General features: G+C 69.6%; 13 protein-coding genes. 10 read left to right on the top strand and 3 right to left on the bottom strand.

Going from position 1 to position 14,950, the window contains the following annotated elements:
- The first annotated feature begins 130 nt into the window (after positions 1–130).
- Positions 131–1,747, top strand: coding sequence for a GMC family oxidoreductase (locus H7F49_RS05330; RefSeq protein WP_185682542.1), 1,617 nt, complete (start codon positions 131–133; stop codon positions 1,745–1,747).
- A 41-nt stretch (positions 1,748–1,788) separates the two neighbouring features.
- Positions 1,789–2,565: a TIM barrel protein gene (locus H7F49_RS05325; protein ID WP_185682541.1), complete on the top strand. Its 777-nt coding sequence runs from the start codon at positions 1,789–1,791 to the stop codon at positions 2,563–2,565.
- On the opposite strand, the gene H7F49_RS05320 is transcribed toward H7F49_RS05325, so the two are convergent.
- Both H7F49_RS05320 and H7F49_RS05315 read right to left on the bottom strand, forming a co-directional pair.
- Entirely contained in the window at positions 2,562–3,929 is a 1,368-nt protein-coding gene (locus tag H7F49_RS05320; protein WP_185682540.1) for a sensor histidine kinase, read from the bottom strand. The two genes, H7F49_RS05325 and H7F49_RS05320, sit on opposite strands and share 4 nt — an antisense overlap.
- Positions 3,926–4,582, bottom strand: coding sequence for a response regulator transcription factor (locus H7F49_RS05315; RefSeq protein WP_185682539.1), 657 nt, complete (start codon positions 4,580–4,582; stop codon positions 3,926–3,928). The genes H7F49_RS05320 and H7F49_RS05315 overlap by 4 nt, the downstream gene beginning before the upstream one ends.
- Positions 4,583–4,742: 160 nt before the next feature.
- Between H7F49_RS05315 and H7F49_RS05310 the strand changes: the two genes are divergently transcribed.
- The 7 genes from H7F49_RS05310 (at position 4,743) to H7F49_RS05280 (ending at position 13,739) form a co-directional block, all read left to right on the top strand.
- A complete protein-coding gene (locus H7F49_RS05310; protein ID WP_185682538.1) occupies positions 4,743–5,840 on the top strand; it encodes an efflux RND transporter periplasmic adaptor subunit in 1,098 nt (365 codons plus the stop codon).
- Positions 5,841–5,843: 3 nt separating this feature from the next.
- Entirely contained in the window at positions 5,844–8,978 is a 3,135-nt protein-coding gene (locus H7F49_RS05305) for an efflux RND transporter permease subunit (protein ID WP_185682537.1), read from the top strand.
- Entirely contained in the window at positions 8,971–10,200 is a 1,230-nt protein-coding gene (locus tag H7F49_RS05300; RefSeq protein ID WP_185682536.1) for a TolC family protein, read from the top strand. The genes H7F49_RS05305 and H7F49_RS05300 overlap by 8 nt, the downstream gene beginning before the upstream one ends.
- Positions 10,201–10,206: 6 nt before the next feature.
- Positions 10,207–10,584 carry a hypothetical protein gene (locus H7F49_RS05295; RefSeq protein WP_185682535.1) on the top strand — a complete coding sequence of 126 codons (378 nt, stop codon included), beginning with the start codon at positions 10,207–10,209 and terminating at the stop codon, positions 10,582–10,584.
- 196 nt (positions 10,585–10,780) lie between these two features.
- Entirely contained in the window at positions 10,781–11,419 is a 639-nt protein-coding gene (locus H7F49_RS05290; RefSeq protein ID WP_185682534.1) for a TadE/TadG family type IV pilus assembly protein, read from the top strand.
- Positions 11,416–12,102 (top strand): TadE/TadG family type IV pilus assembly protein, encoded by a 687-nt coding sequence (locus H7F49_RS05285; RefSeq protein WP_185682533.1) that lies wholly within the window; start codon positions 11,416–11,418, stop codon positions 12,100–12,102. Before H7F49_RS05290 ends, H7F49_RS05285 begins: the two co-directional genes overlap by 4 nt.
- Before the next feature lie 2 nt (positions 12,103–12,104).
- A complete protein-coding gene (locus tag H7F49_RS05280) occupies positions 12,105–13,739 on the top strand; it encodes a pilus assembly protein TadG-related protein (protein ID WP_185682532.1) in 1,635 nt (544 codons plus the stop codon).
- A 41-nt stretch (positions 13,740–13,780) separates the two neighbouring features.
- Here the strand turns inward: H7F49_RS05280 and H7F49_RS05275 are convergent, their stop codons facing one another.
- Complete coding sequence (locus tag H7F49_RS05275; RefSeq protein ID WP_214647669.1) at positions 13,781–14,410, bottom strand: TetR/AcrR family transcriptional regulator; 630 nt, start codon at positions 14,408–14,410, stop codon at positions 13,781–13,783.
- Positions 14,411–14,489: 79 nt separating this feature from the next.
- On the opposite strand from H7F49_RS05275, the gene H7F49_RS05270 reads away from it, so the two are divergent.
- Positions 14,490–14,950 (top strand): hypothetical protein (locus H7F49_RS05270; protein WP_407940290.1); only part of this gene is annotated, 461 nt, incomplete at its 3' end.

Below are 14,950 nucleotides of genomic sequence, written 5' to 3'. Positions count from 1 at the left end.
ACGTAATAATTAGAAGGCTGGTTCTAATAACGACTTGACAGGCGGTCAAGCCTCGTGCTGAAAAACCAGAATACGAATTCGGATATGCGGGGGCATCCTGCGCCGGAATCAAGCAAGGTGCCGGGAGAGCATGGCGGAGTTTGACTACATCATTGTCGGCGCGGGCTCGGCCGGCTGCGTCCTGGCCAACCGCCTGAGCGCGGACGACCGCACGCGCGTGCTCCTGATCGAGGACGGCGGCGACAACCAGCATCCCTTCATCAAGATGGCCGGCGGCTTCGTGAAGATCATGGGCAACCCGGCCTACTTCCGGTCCTATCCATCGGTCCAGCAGCCGGGCATGCGCAAGGAGATGCACGCCTATGGCCGGGGCCTGGGGGGATCCTCCTCGATCAACGGCACCTGGTACCTGCCCGGCATGCCTGCCGACTACGATGGCTGGGCGGCGCAGGGCCTGACCGGCTGGGGCTGGGATGAGATCGCCCGCTGCTACCGCGCGATCGAAAGCTATCGCGACGTGGACGGCCATCCCGGCCGCGGGCGTGACGGCGAGGTGCAGATCACCCCGTCGACCTATCGGTCGCCGGTGTTCGATGCGCTTGTCTCGGCCTTCGGCGAAGCGGGTATGCCCTGGGTCCCGGACATCACGGCTCCGGGGATCACCGGCGTCGGACGGACCCAGTACACGGTCGACCGCCGGGGCCAGCGCGAGACCAGCTACACCGCCTTTGTCCAGCCGATCCGCAATCGCCGCAACCTGACGATCGCGACCGAGACCGCGGTGCGCCGGGTGCTGATAACCGAGGGGCGGGCCACCGGCGTGCTGTGCGAACGTGGCGGGCAGGAGGTCACTCACACCGCGGGCGAGGTGATCGTCTGCGCCGGTGTCTACGGTTCGCCGCAACTGCTCCAGCTTTCGGGCGTGGGCCCCGGCACCGCGCTGCAGGCGCTGGGCGTGGACGTGCGGCGGAACAGCCCCGCCGTCGGCCGGAACCTGGCGGATCACCAGAAGTTCGGCCTTTCGTTCGATCTGCACAACCATCCCGGCACCAACCGCGAATTCATCGGCTGGCGCCTCTATCGCAACGCCTTGCGCTATGCCCTGACCCGCACCGGCCCCCTCGCCCGGGTCGGCCTGCCGCTGACTGGCCTGGTCTCGAGCGAAGGACGCCCCGACTGGCCCGACTTCCAGGTGGCGGCAGCCCCCTTCGCGATGCGCACCGTCAACGAGATGGCCGAGCGCCCCGGCAGCCCGATCACCGCAAGGCCCGGCCTGACCTTCTCGGGCTATCACCTGCGCCCGCGCAGCCGGGGGTCGGTCACCCTCACCTCACCCGACATCCGCACCCCGCCGCTGATCGATACCGGCATCTGGAGCGATCCCTACGACCGGCAGAAGGCGCTGGAGCTGTTCCACCTGTTCCGCCGCATCGCCGCGTCCCCGGCCCTCGCCCGGTACATCGGGGCCGAGCGGATGCCCGGCGCCCAGGTCACCGGGGACGAGTCGATCCTGCCCGAGCTGGCCAAGATGGTCGAAACCGGGCTTCACGGCACCGGCACCTGCAGCATGGGCACCGATCCCGCGACCTCGGTGGTCGATCCGCGCTGCCGGGTCCACGGGATCGACCGACTGCGGGTGGTCGATTGCTCGATCATGCCGACCCCGGTCTCGGGCAACACCAATGGCCCGGCCATGGCCGTTGCCCAGCGGGCGGCCGAACTGATCATGGCCGACCAACGGGCCTGACCCGGCGCCTCGCCTTCCTTTCCTCCCACAGGACCCCGACCATGCCCTTCGAACTGTCCGTGAACCTCGAATATGGCTTTCACGAAGCGGGTGACCGCATCGAGGCCCGCATCGCCGCGGCGGCGGCGGCGGGCTTTCGCAAGGTCGAGCTGTTCCTGCTCAAGGATCGCGACCTGCCGGCGATCCGCCAGGCGCTCGATGGCCATGGTGTCACACTGATCAGCACGGTCGCCGATTACCTGACGCAACTGGTCGATCCGGCCACGCACGAAGGGTTCTGCACCACCTTCCGCCAGGCCGCCGAGAACGCGCTGGCGCTGGGCTGCCGCAACGTGGTGGTCACCTCGGGCCGAGGGGTGCCGTGGCTCAAGCGCCCGGTCCAGTTGGGGATCTTCGCCGATGCCCTGAAGCGCCTGGTTCCCATCGCCGAGGAACTCGACGTGGTGATCCTGCTCGAATCCGCCAACACCCGCCACGATCACCCCGGCGTGCTCTGCTCCACCACCGAGGACAGCATTCGTGTCGCCGAGATGGTCGATTCCCTGCGCGTCCGGGTACTCTATGACATCTACCACTCGGTGGTGGAGGGGGAGGACCCCGCTTTGGTCCTGCCGCAGGTCGCCCCGTGGCTGGCGCACGTCCAGATCGCCGACGCGCCGGGTCGGGGCGAGCCGGGGTCCGGTGCGATCGACTGGCCGGCGATGCTGCGCCTGGTCGCCGCGAACGGCTACACCGGTCCGATCGGGATCGAGTGCCAGCCGACCGGCCCCTCGGCCCAAGCCTTCGCCTTGATCCGCGACCTCGCCGCCCGGATCTAGGCCAGGCGGACCTGCAGTCCGGCCAGCCCGTCCGAGCGATCGGACAAGGTCAGGCTCAGGCCATGGGCCTGGGCAAGATCGCGAGCGATCGCCAGCCCCAGCCCGGAGCCGGGGCGAGCGGGATCGAACCGCAAGCCCGGTTCACCCGCCATCGCCCGCTGTTCGGCGGTGAGGCCCGGACCATCGTCGACGATCGTCACGACCCCGCCTGCGGCGTTGGCGGTGACGGTCACCGTCACCCGCGCGCGCGCCCATTTCCCCGCATTGTCGATCAGGTTCGACAGCAGCTCGGTCAGGTCGGTGGGATCGATCGGCAGGGTCGCCGGGTCGTCGCTCGGCTGGGTCAGGTCGAACCGGATCCCGGGATGGAGCCGCTGCAGGGCGGACAGGATCGAGGGCAGGACCTCGTCGATCCGGCTCACCGCCCCCGGCAGGGCGCCGCTCACCGCCGCGCGCGCCCGGGCGAGCCGCAGCTCGATCTGCTGCGCCATGCGTTGCGAATGATCCAGCAGGACCTGGGCGGAACCGGCGGTCCGCGGGTCGCGGGAGAGGCGCTCGGCCTCATCGATGATCACTGCCAGCGGCGTGCGCAGGCTGTGCGCGAGGTTGCCGGCCTCCACCCGGGCGCGTTCGACCATTTCGGCGTTGTGGGCGATGTAGGCGTTGAGATCGTCGGCCAGCGGCGCGATCTCGTAGGGGAGCTTGCCCTTCAGGGCCGCCCGGTCGCCCCGGCGCAGGCGGCCGATCGCCAGGGCCAGACGGTCGAGCGGTTCGAACGCGAACAGCACCACCGCCGCCCCGGTCAGCAGCAGGGTCACGGCCAGCCCGGCCAGCCATACCGTGAGATCGCGGGTAAAGTCGGCGATGGTCGCGTCCAGCAGGCGCTGGTCGGTCGCGATCATGTAGTGCACGTCCTGCCCCTGCGGCCCCTTCGCGACGAAGCCATAGGTGATCGCCGGGCCGCTCGGCCCCTTGTCGATCCGGTGCAGCACCTCGGCGGAATGGGCGACCTGCTCATCCAGCTCGCCACGCCGCATCGACCGGGAGCGCAGCGGGGCGTGCCCATCGACGTTGACCTGCCAGTAGAAGCCCGACATCGGCACCAGGTAGCGCGGATCGGACAGCGGCCGGGTCAACACCGGGGTCCCGTCCGGCTGCAGCCGGATCAGCCCGGCCAGCTCGCGGACGTGGACCTCAAGCTCCTCGTGATAGCCCTGCTCGACATGCCGGGCGAACAGGCTGACCGCCGAGATCCAGATCCCGCCGATCCCCACCACCACCCAGGCGGCGATCGCCAGCAGCAGGCGCAGCCGCAGGCTGTTCCAGCCCCAGCGGCGGGCCAAGCTCGGGCGTGGCTCGCTCATCCGCCGAACCGATAGCCCAGCCCGCGCAGGGTCCGGACCCGCTCGGCTCCGATCTTGCGCCGCAGCCGCGAGACCAGCACCTCGACCGCGTTCATGTCGCGCTGGGTGTCCAGGTCATAGAGATGCTCGACGATATCGGACTGGGACAGCACTTGCCCGGGATGGCGCAGGAACAGGTGCAGCAGGCGGAACTCCTGCCGGCTCAGATCGATCGGACGCCCCTCGCAATCGACCGCGCCACTCACCGGGTCAAGCCGCACCCCGGCCGTCTCGAGCGCCCCGGCCCGGGCCCCGCCCTGCCGCCGCAACAGCGCATGGAGCCGCGCCAGCAGCTCCTCGAACCGCACTGGCTTCACCACGAAGTCATCGGCGCCAAGGTTCAACCCCTCGACCTTGTCCTGCCACGATCCCCGCGCGGTCAGGATCAGGATCGGGCACGCCACCGCGCGCTGGCGCCAGAACCGCAGCAGGTCCAGCCCGCTGCCGTCGGGCAGCCCCAGATCGAGGATCACTGCCGCAAGCTTGTCCATGTCGGGCCAGGCCTCGCCCTCCCACCGGGCGGCGGCGTGATCGACGGCAAAACCCGCCCCGCGCAGCCGCTCCGACAGGCGCAGGGCGAGTTGTTCGTCATCCTCGACCAGCAGAATGCGCAATTTCGCTCCTTGCCTGCCCGATCTCCGGGGGTTTCCTGGGACCTGCGTTTGCCAGACCACGAACCTGACAATACAGCGCTAAACTGACAAGTTCCTGTCAGCTTCCTCCGGCATGGGCATCCCGATGACCTCGCATTCCCCAGATCCGCGTGCCCTCGCGATGGCCCTTGTCCTGCTGCTGGTCGGCGGCGGCGCCTACTGGGCGCTGTCGTCGCGGCCGGATCAGGTCCCGCCCCCTACTCCGGCGACCGGGCCCGCAGGGCAGCTCGACGCCGCACAGATCCAGCGGCTGGGCATCCGCCTCGAACCGGCCCGGGCGGCCGAGAGCGTGCCCGTGGGCACGGTCCCGGGGATGGTGACCCTGCCGCCCGAGGCCCGGGTGGCGGTGACCTCGCCTTTTGCCGGCACGGCGCTGCGCGTGCTCGTCACGCCGGGCCAGCAGGTCACTGCCGGGCAAGCCCTCGCCGTGGTCCGCGCGCCCGAAACGATCCAGTTCGGGGCCGAGCTCGCCCGAGCCGAGGCCGACCTGGCCTTTGCCCGGAACCAGGCGGCCCGGCTCGACACCCTCGCCCGCGAAGGCGTGATCGCCGGGGTTCGCGCCGACGAAGCCCGTGCCGCGCTGCACCGGACCGAGGCCACCAGCCGCGAGAACCGCCGCCTGCTGGGCCTGGCCGGGGCCGGCCGGGACGGGACAGTGACGCTGCGCGCGCCGATCGCCGGACGGGTGGCCAGCGTGACCATCGACCCGGGCGCGCCCGTCGGCACGGCCAGCGCCGCACCCTTCGTGATCGAGAACGATGCCGCCCTGGCGCTCGACCTGCAGATTCCCGAACGGCTCGCCGCCCAGGTCCGCCCCGGCATGACCGTGGCGGTCCTGCCGCCAGGGTCCACCAGTCCTGCCGGATCGGGGCGCATCCTGTCGGTCAGTCCCTCGCTCGATCCCCAGACCCGCGCCGTGATGGCCCGGGCCAGTCTCGGCGCGGCCGCCGGGCTCATCCCGGGCAAGGGCGTCAGCGCCGTGATCAGCGATCCGGCCGGACCGGCGCGCGCGGGGGTCAGCGTCCCCTCCGGCGCGGTCACCCGGATGGACGATGCCGACCAAGTCTTCGTCCACGCCGCCGGTCGGTTCGCGCCGCGCAAGGTGGTGGTCGTGGCGGAAAGCGGCGGCCGGACCGTGCTCGCCAGCGGGCTCAAGCCCGGCGAGACGGTCGCGGTCAGTGGCGTCGCCGAACTCAAGTCCCTGCTGGCCGGGCGCTAGGCCATGCTGCGCACGCTCGTCGAACAGGCCTTGCGGCTGCGGCTGATGGTCCTGGCCCTGGCTGTCCTGCTCGCCGGGCTGGGCGCCTGGGCCTTCGTGCGCCTGCCGATCGATGCCTTCCCCGACATCAGCTCGACCCAGGTCAAGATCATCCTGAAGGCCCCGGGCATGACCCCCGAGGAGGTGGAGAGCCGGGTCATCACGCCGATCGAGATGGAAATGCTGGGCATTCCCGGCCAGACCAACCTGCGATCGGTGGGCAAGTACGCGATTGCCGATATCACCATCGACTTCAGGGACGGCACCGACATCTACTGGGCCCGCAGCCAGGTGGCCGAACGGCTCAACGGCGTGCTCGGCAGCCTGCCGGCCACGGTCAGCGGCGGCATGGCACCGATCTCCACCCCGCTGTCGGACATGTACATGTTCACGCTCGACGGCCCCCAGAGCCTGGCCGAGAAGCGCCGCGTGCTCGATTGGGTGATCCGCCCGGCCCTTCGCACGGTCCCGGGCGTGGCCGACGTCAACGCGCTGGGCGGATTCGTCGAGACCTTCGAGGTGGCGCCCGATGCCCAGGCGCTGGCGGCGGCCGGGCTCTCGGTCAACGAACTGGCCACGGCGATCGAGGCGGCCAACCGCAACGACGGCGCCGGCCGCCTGGTGACCGGCGAGGAGGCGCTGATCGTGCGCTCGACCGGGGCGATCCGCTCGCTCGACGATCTGGCGGCGGTGGTGGTGCGTGGCGCCGCGGGGCGGATCGTCCGGGTGGGCGATGTGGCGACGGTCCGTGGCGGCAGCCTGACCCGCTATGGCGCCGTAACCCGCAACGGCCAGGCCGAAGCGGTGGAGGGTCTGGTGATCGGCCTGAAAGGCGCCGATGCCAGCCAGGTCGTCGCCGGGGTCAAGGCGCGCCTCGCCGAAATCCAGCCCAGCCTGCCCAAGGGCATGACCCTTTCGGTGTTCTATGACCGCTCCGACCTGATCGGCCATGCGGTCGGCACGGTCGAGGAGGCGCTGCTCGAGGCGACCCTGCTGGTCGTCGTGCTGTTGCTGCTGTTCCTCGGCGATGTCCGCGCCTCGGTGATCGTCGCCCTGGCCCTGCCCATGGCGGCGCTGCTGACCTTCATTGCCATGCGCGCCGTCGGGCTGACCGCCAACCTGATGAGCCTTGGGGGGCTGGCCATCGCGGTCGGCATCCTGGTCGATGGCGCGGTGGTGGTGGTGGAGAACGTCGTCGAACGCCTGTCCGATCCGCGCCACACCCGCCCCGACCGACCCGGCGCTGGCAAGCTCCACAACGTGTTCCTCGCCTCGGCCGAGGTGGCCAAGCCGGTGGCCTCGGGCCTGGCCATCATCGCGCTGGTGTTCCTGCCGCTGCTGACCCTGGAGGGGCTGGAGGGCAAACTGTTCGCCCCGGTGGCCCTGACGATCGTGCTGGCCCTGCTGTCGGCCCTGGTGCTCTCGCTCACCCTCGTCCCGGTGCTTTCATACTATGTGCTGAAGGTGAAGGAGGGCCATCACGAGCCCTGGCTGATGCGGCAGGTCGGGCCGCGCTATGCCGCCCTGCTCCGGGCGGCCTTCGACCGCCAGAAGACCGTCTTCGTCGGTGCGGGCGTGGCGCTGGTCCTGGCCGGGGGCGCCTATGCGGTGACCGGCAAGACCTTCCTGCCGACCATGGACGAAGGGTCGGTGATCGTGCAACTGACCAAGCTGCCCTCGGTCTCGCTGGCGCACAGCACCGACGGCGACATGCGGGTGCAGCGGGCAATCCTGGCGCAGGTCCCCGAGGTCACCGAGGTGATCGCCCGGGTCGGCTCGGATGAATTGGGGCTCGATCCGATGGGGCTCAACGAAACCGACAGCTTCCTCAAGCTCAAGCCCCGCAGCGAATGGCGCGTGCGCGACAAGGACTGGCTGGTCGAGCAATTGCGCGAAACCCTGGCCGGCCTGCCGGGGATCGAGCCCAGCTTCACCCAGCCGATCGAGATGCGCATTTCCGAAATGCTGACCGGTGCGCGCGGCGATCTGGCGATCAAGCTGTTCGGTCCCGACAGCGCCGAGCTGGCCCGGCTCGCCTCCAGGATCCGGACCCGGCTGCATACCGTGCGCGGCACCAGCGAGGCGATGACGGCGGCCGATGCCAAGGTCGACTATCTCCAGCTCGACATCGACCGGCAGGCCGCGGGTCGGGCCGGCATGCCGGTGAGCGAGTTGCAGGATGCCCTGCGCGCGCAGGTCGAAGGGCTGCGTGCCGGGGTCGTGGCCGATGGCATCCGCCGGGTGCCGATCGTCATCCGGGGCGATGCCGCGGCCCTGACCCCGCAGGCCTTCGCCGATCTGCCGCTGCGCACCCCGGCCGGCGCGCTGGTCCGCGCCAGCGACGTCGCGCAGGTCCGCCGGATCGAGGGCCCGGTCAAGGTCGAGCACGAGAACGGCTCGCGCTATGCCCTGATCCAGGCCTTCGTCACGGGGCGCGACCTGGTCGGCTATGTCGCCGATGCCAAGGCGGACATCGCCGCCCATGTACCGCTGCCCCCGGGCTACCGCATGGTCTGGGGCGGCCAGTTCGAGAACCAGCAGCGCGCCTCGGCCCGGCTGGCCGTGGTGCTGCCGGTGGCGCTGCTGATGATCTTCGCCGTGCTCTATGCCACGCTGGGCTCGCTCCGCGCGGCGCTGCTGATCCTGCTGATGATCCCCTTCGCGCTGGTCGGCGGCATGATCTCGCTGGCGCTGTCGGGCGCCTACCTGTCGGTCCCGGCCTCGGTCGGGTTCATCGCCCTGCTCGGCATCGCGGTGCTCAACGGCCTCGTCATGGTCAGCTATTTCCGGCAACTGCGCGAGGCCGGGGCCAGCCTGGCCGAGGCCGTGCGGAAGGGCGCCGAGCGGCGCTTGCGGCCGGTGCTGATGACCGCCTCGATCGCCGCCTTCGGCCTGGTCCCGCTGCTGTTCGCCTCCGGCCCGGGTTCGGAAATCCAGAAGCCGCTGGCCATCGTGGTGATCGGCGGGCTGGTCTCCTCGACCCTGCTGACGCTGGTCCTGCTGCCGATCCTGTACGAGCGCTTCGGCGAAAGCAGGGCAGAGCGGGACGCGGGCGAGCGGCGGTTGTCCAGCGCGGAGGAGGCCCCCGGCGATGACTAGGCCCGGTTTCTGGTTCGCCTCCATGCTGGCGCTGGTGGCCGGCCGCGCCCTGGCCGAGCCTGCCTTGCCCCCCCCCGAAGCGGTGAGCGCGGCGCTCGACGCGACGCCCTCGGTGATGGCCGCCGAGGCGCGGGCCGGGGCCGCCCGCGCCGATGCCGAAGCGCTGGCCCGGGGCACGCAGGAGTTCAACCTGAGCACCAGCGTCATGCAGCGCTCGATCGATCGCGAGGGGCGCTATGCCGAGTACGATGCGGTGCTGAGCCGCCCGGTCCGCTTGCCCGGCAAAGGCCGGCTGGATCGCGCCGCAGGCCAGTTCGGCATCGCTGCCGCCCGCAACCGGGCTGAGGATGCGCGCCACCAGGCCGCCCTGCTGCTGGCCGAGAGCTGGTGGGACTGGCTGGCCGCCGCCGCTGAGGCGCGGGTCGACCGACAGGCGGTGGCCAACTATGCCGCCATGCTGCAAGCCGTGCAGCGGCGGGTCGCGTTGCGCGATGCCGCCCAACTCGAGGCCGACCAGGCCGAAGGCGCGCTGGGCGCTGCCCGGCTTGCCGCCCAGCAGTCCGCCGGGCGCGAGGCCGTGGCCCGGGCCCGGCTGGCGGCGCGGTTTCCCGCCCTACCCCTGCCCGATCAGGCTCCGGATCCCGATCCCCCCGAGCTGCCGGTGGCGGGTCTGGCCGAATTTGGCACCAAGATCGTCGCGCGCAGCCACGAGATTGCCGCCGCCGATGCCGAAGCTCAGCGCAGCGTGGCGGTTGCTGAACGGGCGCGGCGCGACCGGATCGCCGATCCCTCGGTGGGCGTGCGGCTGTTCTCGGAACGGGGCGGTGCCGAACGGGGCGCCGGGGTGGTCATGTCCCTGCCGATCGGCGGCGGCCATCGCCGGGCCATGGCTGACCGGGCCGGCGCCGAGGCCACCGCCGCGCAGGCCGATCTGGCCAGCGTGCGGCTCGCGGTCACCGAGATGGCGACCACCGACATGGCCGCAGCCGAAGCGGGCCAGGCGGCCTGGCAGCGGGCGCGTGAAGCCTTGAATGCCCAGGTCGCGGCCCTTGCCAAACTGCGCCGCGGTCAGGCGGCGGGAGAGATCGGGCTGGCCGATGTCCTGCTCGGCGAGCGCCAGGTCCACGATGCCTTTCGCGCCGAGGCCCTCGCCCGGGCCGAAGCGCAGCGCAGCCTGACCCGCCTGCGCATCGACAGCCACGAATTGTGGATTTCGGAGTAACCGGCCTTGCCCCGTCCGCTTGCCCGTCTGGCCCTGAAGTTCTGCGGGCTGAGCCTGTGGGCGCCGGGCATCGCCACGGCGCCGGTGGCAGCGGATGAACCGGCTGCACCGCCGTTGCGGGTGCTGTGGTTTCACGCCGATCAGGCCGGGGATGGCTTGGCCATCAACGGCTTCGTGCGGCGAGTATCGGCCCGCCCGGGGACGGTGCCCGGCTATATCCGCGTCGCGGCGCCGCGGGCCGATGGCGGCGGGGACGCGATCGCCTGCCTGCGCTCGCGCGATCTGCAGCGAGCCGGCAGCCGCGGCGGGACCTTCCGGGTGAGGCTGGCTGGAGCAGGCGCGCCGGGCCGGGTCACGGTCGCCTACGCACCCACCTGCCCCTAGCCCCGGCATTTACCCGATCTTTAGCAAGGTTTACGCCGCCGAAGCCGGGCAATCATGTCGGCACGGCCGTTTAATGCGCTGACAAATATACCTTATTGCAGACCAAGGGAGCGTCATTGGCGCACCGAAATCCGGTTCCGCCCTTAACCGACCTTTAAATCTACAACTATAGTGAGGAACGCAGAGGGATCTGCGCATGACGCATCGGCACGTCACCAAGGCTGCGACTTGGAGCCAGCGATGGCTTTCGCTGGGGCGTTCGCTGGCGCGCGACAACCTGGCCTCGGTGACGATCGAGTTCGCGGTGGTCGGTCCGATGACAATCGCGGCAATCGTCGCCATTCTTCACACGGCGCTGGTGTTCATGGCCCAACAGGGCCTGCAGAGCGCGGCCGAGTCCGCCGGGCGCCTGATCATGACCGGACAGGCGCAGAAATACTCCGGCAGCAACTACACCGGCATGACCGCCGACGATTTCAAGAAGGCGATCTGCGGCCAGTTGACCGGCTTTCCCACGCTGCTGCCGCCGTTCCTGACCTGCGACAAGCTGTACGTCGACGTCTCCATTGCCAACAGCCATGCGAACGCGGTCACCTCGGCCCCGACTTTCAGCTACAATTCCGGCGGCAGCGTGACCAACACCTTCGGCTACAGCCCGGGCACCGCCGGACCGGGGGTCATGGCGGCGGGCGGGACCACCCAGGTGGTGGTGGTGCGGCTCATGTACCTGTGGCCGACGGCGACGGCACCGATGGGCTTCAACCTGGTCAACCAGCAGGGCTCCAACCGGCTGCTCACCGCCAGCACCGTGCTGGTGACCGAGGCTTACCAATGAGCGCGGCCCGGGCCCTTCCCGCCCGGATAGCGGCCGGATTGCGCGCGCTGGCCGCGGACCGCACCGGCACGCCGGTGGTCGAGTTCGCGCTGGTCCTGCCGGTGCTGCTGACCGCTTACCTCGGCAGCTTCGTGGTGCTCGATGCCATCTCGTGCTCACGCAAGGTCTCGATCGCGGCCAACCAGGTGACCGACATCACCTCGCGCTACATGTCGGTGACGACCGGCGACCTGGACACGATCATGGCCGCCACCACCCAGATCATGCAGCCCTACAACGCCAGCAACGCGATGGTCCGCCTGTCGCAGGTGCAGGTCTGCGCCTCGGGCTACAAGGGCAAGAGCGGCATCGTCGCCCGGGTGGTGTGGAGCCAGGCCCGCAACGGCACGGCCCGGACCGTGGACACGACCAGCGGGGGCACCCAGCCGGTCGGCAATCCGCAGGAGGTCCCCGACGCGGCCCTGATCACCCTGCCTGCCAACATGCTGACCAGCACCTCTCCGCTGATACCGGCGAGCGGCTGCGCCACGGGCGGTTACTTCATTCTGGGCGAGATGGACTACACCTATACCCCAGCGCTCAAGATGTTCGCGGTGGGGTCCACATCGAGCTTCACCTTCACCGAATCGAGCTACATGAGCCCGCGCGGCACAACCTCGATCGGTCTCGTTACCGGAACCTAGTCATGATCCAGCGCCTCTTCCTCACCCGGATGATCGCTCCGCTGACCCGGCGGATGCGCGATCTCGCGCGGGATGCTTCGGCCAATGTGCTGATGCTCACCGGAGGGGGGATCATGATGCTGATGCTGGCGATCGGGTTCGGCGTGGACTACGCCCGGGCCGTGCAGACCCGCACCGAGCTCAACGCCGCCGCCGACGCCGCAGCGCTGGTCACCGTCGATCCGGCCATGTTCAACCAGCCAGAGGCCACGGCCATCGCCTCGGCCAAGGCGCTGTTCAACGCGCGGGTCGCCGGCTTGCCCGGCGTCACGATCACCAACCTCGACGTGACCGCGACGACCACAACCTCGAGCGTGGCCTCCGCCAGCCGGACCGCGACGGTCACCTGGACGGCGACCATCTCGACCATGTTCGCAAGCATCATCGGGAAGGACACCTTCACGATCGGCGGCCAGGCCGTGTCCAACGCCGCCCAGCCGCCCAACATCAATTTCTACGTGATGCTCGACAATTCACCCTCGATGCTGCTGCCGACGACCAGCGCCGGGATCACCGCCCTCCAGACCGTGAGCGCTCACAACTGCGCGTTCTCGTGCCACATCAACTCGATCGTCTACGGCCCGATCAAGGACAGCGCCGGGAACGTCATCATCCTGGCGAACACCTACTACAACTCCGGGGTCAACCAGGACGCCGGGGTCTATCGCTACAACTCGAGCACCGCCAAGGTCTATGACGCGAACAACACGCTGCTCGGCAGCAATGCCTCGGTCAACGCCACCTCGGGGTCGAGCGCCTACACGACGCTGACCTACAAGAACACGAGCAATGCGACGGTCACGGTCAACACGTACCCCGCCGATCCCTTCTGGCTCGCCCAGAATTACGGCAAGGCCTACGGATCACCCGCCAAGATCGAAATGCGGATCGATGCCGAGCTGGCCGCTGCGCAGGACCTGATCGACACCGCCAAGCTGACCTCATCGCAGCTCAGCAGCGCCTCGACGACGGTGACCTACCAGATGCAGTTCTTCTCGTTGAACTACGAAGCCTACCAGCTGACCCCTTCGCTGACCAACGTCAATGCCATCAATCCCTCTATCCTGGTGCCCAGCAATGGCACGATTACCCCGTTCATGCTGGCAAACGGCTATCACCCGAACAACTCGAACCCCACGGTGGCGCCCGGGGTGAACACCAACAACTCGCACACCGCGCCCTATGCCGCGCTCGGCCAGATGAACACGCTGCTGCCCGATCCGGGCACCGGCGCGCCCAACTCCTCGCCGCAGGAGGTGTTGATCATCGTCACCGACGGCTATCAGGACGAGATGATCGGCGGTTCGCAGATTCGCCAGGCCTGGAACGCCTCGACCCTGGCGCGGTGCACCGCGATCAAGAACCGCGGCATCCGCATCGCCATCCTCTATACGGTCTACGATCCGAACACGATCCTGCCGCTTTACCCGAACTATGCCGCCAAGATCCCGGACATCTCGCCCGCGCTGAAGTCGTGCGCCTCGACCACGTCGGGCGGAGCCAGCCTGATGTACACCGTGGCAGCCGACCAGGACATTTCGGCGGCCCTGTCGAATCTCTTCGCGATGACAGTTCAGACCGCGCACCTGGTGCAGTAACCCCGGCCGACCGCCTGCACCGCAGGCCTGCCGGGTGGCGGTCAGAAGCTCATGCGCCCCAGATGCTCTTCGATCAGGGCCTCGCGGTCGGCCCAGGGGAATTCATGGCGCGCGATCAGCAGCGAGACCAGACCGTGGACATGGGCCCAGGTCGACTGGGCCAGGATCATCGCCCGATCGTCATCGCTGCCGACTTGCTCGACCACGACCCGGTGCATGCACGCAAAGCACTGGAGCCCGGCTGCCAGGACCGGATCGACAAGCCCCTCCTCGGTCTCGATCCCGTGCGGTGTGCAACCCCGGGGGTCTTCCAGCATGAAGGCCACGCGATACATGTCGGGCTGGTCCAGCGCGAAATCGACATAGGCCCGGCCCATCCGGCGGAGCCGCTCGATCGGGCTAGCATCGCCCCCGGCGACTCGCCCCATGGCCTCTGCCAGGGCGCCGAACGCCCGCACGCACAATTCGGCCGCGATCTCGTCGGCGCTGCGGAAATGGGCGTAGAGCGAGGGCTGGGAAATCCCCACCTCCTGCGCAATCTGGCGGGTGGTGACCTGGGCCATCCCCTTCTGGGCAAACAGTTTCAGTGCCACGTCGAGGATCTGCGCGCGGCGGTTTCCCCCACGACGGCGGCCATCACCGTCCACGGCCTCTGCAAGGTCCTGCATCATGGTGCGATTGTGGGAACTTGACAGGCTCCCGTCAACCTATCATTGATAGCCTATCACTGATAGGAACAGGTCGGTCACGATGGACAAGCGCGCGCCGCAGCGGCGACTCGGATCACTCCCGCCGGAGGGGCGCACCCGGCTCCTCGCGCTTGGCACCGCCCTGGCCGCGACTGCGGCGGCCGCATTGTGGGCCGCATCCGGCAAGGAGAGTGCCAACACGCCGGCCGCGCTGGCGCCGGTGCCGGTCCAGATGGCGGTCGTCCGGCCCGAGGGCGTCGAGACCGCGTCTGGTGCCGCCTTCTCGGCCGTGCTGCATCACGATCGCGAAGCCCGTCTGGCCTTCCGTCTGCCGGGGCGCATCGCCGCCCTTCCCGCGCGCATCGGCAGCCGCCTGCCGCAGGGCGCGGTCGTGGCGCGGCTGGAGCCCGAGGTCTATGCCGCCGCCGCCCAGCGCGCCGCCGCCGACGCGGCCCGCGCGGGCCGCGCGGCCGAACGTCTGGCCGGACTGGCCCGCGAAGGCGCCGCGCCCGGAGCCCAGGC

This window comes from Novosphingobium aerophilum, from assembly GCF_014230305.1.
In the GTDB taxonomy this organism is placed as follows: domain Bacteria; phylum Pseudomonadota; class Alphaproteobacteria; order Sphingomonadales; family Sphingomonadaceae; genus Novosphingobium; species Novosphingobium aerophilum.
Note: the sequence above shows the minus strand (reverse complement) of the source record. Positions and strands in the feature narration are given on the sequence as shown.

Excerpts from the sequence above, each read along its gene's own strand:
- H7F49_RS05275 (WP_214647669.1), bottom strand. The coding sequence starts at position 14,410 with ATGATGCAGGACCTTGCAGAGGCCGTGGACGGTGATGGCCGCCGTCGT.
- H7F49_RS05320 (WP_185682540.1), bottom strand. The coding sequence starts at position 3,929 with ATGAGCGAGCCACGCCCGAGCTTGGCCCGCCGCTGGGGCTGGAACAGC.
- H7F49_RS05300 (WP_185682536.1), top strand. The coding sequence starts at position 8,971 with ATGACTAGGCCCGGTTTCTGGTTCGCCTCCATGCTGGCGCTGGTGGCC.
- H7F49_RS05305 (WP_185682537.1), top strand. The coding sequence starts at position 5,844 with ATGCTGCGCACGCTCGTCGAACAGGCCTTGCGGCTGCGGCTGATGGTC.
- H7F49_RS05330 (WP_185682542.1), top strand. The coding sequence starts at position 131 with ATGGCGGAGTTTGACTACATCATTGTCGGCGCGGGCTCGGCCGGCTGC.
- H7F49_RS05290 (WP_185682534.1), top strand. The coding sequence starts at position 10,781 with ATGACGCATCGGCACGTCACCAAGGCTGCGACTTGGAGCCAGCGATGG.
- H7F49_RS05310 (WP_185682538.1), top strand. The coding sequence starts at position 4,743 with ATGGCCCTTGTCCTGCTGCTGGTCGGCGGCGGCGCCTACTGGGCGCTG.
- H7F49_RS05285 (WP_185682533.1), top strand. The coding sequence starts at position 11,416 with ATGAGCGCGGCCCGGGCCCTTCCCGCCCGGATAGCGGCCGGATTGCGC.
- H7F49_RS05325 (WP_185682541.1), top strand. The coding sequence starts at position 1,789 with ATGCCCTTCGAACTGTCCGTGAACCTCGAATATGGCTTTCACGAAGCG.
- H7F49_RS05280 (WP_185682532.1), top strand. The coding sequence starts at position 12,105 with ATGATCCAGCGCCTCTTCCTCACCCGGATGATCGCTCCGCTGACCCGG.